At 31.4% G+C, this 2,582-nt stretch carries 2 protein-coding genes; one reads left to right on the top strand and one right to left on the bottom strand.

The window, feature by feature from the left end:
- Positions 1 to 194: 194 nt before the first annotated feature.
- Complete coding sequence (locus ACI3VO_RS11860; RefSeq protein WP_439758114.1) at positions 195 to 1,253, bottom strand: NAD(P)H-dependent flavin oxidoreductase; 1,059 nt, start codon at positions 1,251 to 1,253, stop codon at positions 195 to 197.
- A gap of 218 nt (positions 1,254 to 1,471) precedes the next feature.
- On the opposite strand from ACI3VO_RS11860, the gene ACI3VO_RS11855 reads away from it, so the two are divergent.
- The gene (locus ACI3VO_RS11855) at positions 1,472 to 2,449 is read left to right on the top strand and encodes a beta-ketoacyl-ACP synthase III (RefSeq protein WP_439758113.1); all 978 of its coding nucleotides are present in this window, start codon (positions 1,472 to 1,474) and stop codon (positions 2,447 to 2,449) included.
- The last annotated feature ends 133 nt before the right edge of the window (positions 2,450 to 2,582 follow it).

The following is a 2,582-nucleotide window of genomic DNA, read 5'->3' as shown; positions in this document are numbered from 1 at the left end:
GGTATAAACCTAGTGATAAAGATGCTATATATTCAACAGATATGGAACTCGTAAAGAAAAGTAAAGACTCTGACTGGGTTATAGAAAGTATAGGTTTCTAATCGTAATGGTAACGAGGATAGGAGATTTTCATCAAAAAATAGAAAGCCTTATATCTTAATTGATACAGAGGCTTTCTATTTTTCTATTTATGCTTATAAAATTTCAGAAGTCAATTCATCTATAACTTCTTTAACAGTTTGAATTTTATCTATTTTGTAAGCATTGGCTCCGCAGAAAACAAGAGCGTTGTCTATATCCCCATTTACTGCATTTATAAGGGCTTGAGATATACAGTAAGGAGTAATAGAAGGCTTACATGCTGCCATGCAATTATAGCATCTATCTATTTTAGGCTTACTTGTTTTTAAACCTTCTAAGAATTTGTTGTGTATAGCACGGCCAGGTAGACCGACTGGACTTTTTACTATTTCAATATCTTCTTTTTTGCAGTTTACATAAGCGTTTTTAAAATTGATATCGGCATCGCATTCTTCTGTAGCTACAAATCTAGTTCCGACTTGAACACCGCTAGCGCCCATATCGATGTATTTTTTTACGTCAGAGCTAGTAGAAATTCCACCTGCTGCAATTACTGGGATATCTTTATTATATTTTTGTCCATATTCCTCTGCGATTTTCAATATCCCTAAAAATTCTCCATCGTAATCTATAGTATCTATATCCTTTAGCTCGTCCTCATGGAATCCTAAATGGCCACCGGCTTTAGGGCCTTCAACAACTATCATATCGGCAGTTTTACTGTATTTTTTATCCCACATTTTAAGTAGTAATTTACAGGCTTTTGTAGATGACACTATAGGTGCGATTTTTACATTAGAACCTTCTGTAAACTTAGGTAGCTTAACAGGAAGCCCTGCCCCTGAAATTATAAGATCAATTCCAGCTTCTATAGAAGCCTTAACATGCTCCTCGTAAAAATTCATAGCGACCATAAGATTTATCCCTAAAGGTTTATTGTCGCATAATTCTTTTGCTTTTTGTATATGTTTTTTTAAAGCTTTTAAATTTGTAGCAAGAGGATTTTTTCTGAATTCCTCTTCGTCATATCCCATATTTATACCAGAAATAACTCCCAATCCACCAGCATTGCTGACAGCTGATGCTAGGGAAGCTCTAGATATTCCTATTCCCATACCTCCTTGGATTACGGGAACCTTTATAAGTAAGTCTCCAATTTTTAATTGTTTCATAATATTTCCTCCGATGGGAAATAAAAGATGTACTAAGATTAACTAATTATACTATAGAAATTACTTTAAATAAAGAAAAATTTATTTTTTTAAAAAATGTTGTTGACTTTTTGTTTTAATTATAATATATTTTGGTAGTAATAAATTTTGATTATCAAATTATTTTATTCATAAATATTTTAAAAAACTAAAAATAAATTTAAAAAAAGGAGGAGCAGATGAACGATGTAGTTATAGCTGGTGTTGGAAAATATATACCATCTAAAGTCGTTACTAATGATATGCTAAGTCAAATTGTCTATACTAACGACGAGTGGATAACTTCAAGAACCGGCATAAAACAAAGACATATTACTACAGGAGAAAATACATCAGATATAGCTTCGAAGGCTGCTTTAAAAGCGTTAGCAAATGCGAATATAGATGCATTGGATATAGATTTAATAATTGTAGCAACATGTACACCAGATATGTTTACACCTGCTACAGCCTGTATAGTTCAAAAAAATATAGGAGCTAAAAATGCTTTTGCGTTTGATTTAAGTGCTGCATGCTCAGGATTTATTTATGGAATCAACGTTGCTAAATCAATGATGAAGCAAAACAACATAAAAAAATCACTTGTTATCGGAGCTGAAACATTATCAAAGGCATTGGATTGGAAGGATAGATCTACTTGTGTATTATTTGGAGATGGAGCAGGAGCAGCTGTTTTATCTTTAGATCAAAATGAAGGAATTATAGATGTAATTTGTAACTCAAAGGGATCAAAGTGGGAAAATCTTACTATTGGAGCTAAGGATATAGATAATCCTTATGTAGATGAAGTTACTATTTTTAATCCTTACTTGCAAATGAATGGTGGTGAAATATTTAAATTTGCCACAGTTACAATAGTCAAGCTTATAAAAGAAATTTTAAAACAAAACAATTTAACTTTAGATGATATCGACTATATAGTGCCACATCAAGCAAATGAGAGAATTATCCAATTTGCGGCAAAAAAATTAGATATCTCTATGGATAAATTTTATATAAATATAAATGAGTATGGAAATACCTCAGCTGCATCTATTCCTATTGCGATAAGCGAGATGGAAGAAAAAAGCTTACTTAAAAAAGGCGATAAAATAATTGCAGTTGGATTTGGAGCAGGGCTTACTTCAGGAGCTTGCTTGATTGAATGGACAAAATAATTAATCAAAGATTAATTTTAAATAAATAAAAATAAAAAGGGATAAAAGATTTACTAAGATTAAAAAATAATGAACAGAAAAAATGGAGGAAAAAATTATGTTTGAAAAAATACAAGAAATGATGGTAGAAAGC

This window comes from Intestinibacter sp. (assembly GCF_051866655.1).
Lineage (GTDB): Bacteria > Bacillota > Clostridia > Peptostreptococcales > Peptostreptococcaceae > Intestinibacter.
The sequence above is the reverse complement of the archived record's forward strand: the minus strand, read 5'-3'. Positions and strand labels throughout refer to the sequence as shown.

What these genes read in the sequence shown, in the direction of transcription:
- ACI3VO_RS11855 (WP_439758113.1), top strand. Translation starts at nt 1,472, where the DNA reads ATGAACGATGTAGTTATAGCTGGTGTTGGAAAATATATACCATCTAAA.
- ACI3VO_RS11860 (WP_439758114.1), bottom strand. Translation starts at nt 1,253, where the DNA reads ATGAAACAATTAAAAATTGGAGACTTACTTATAAAGGTTCCCGTAATC.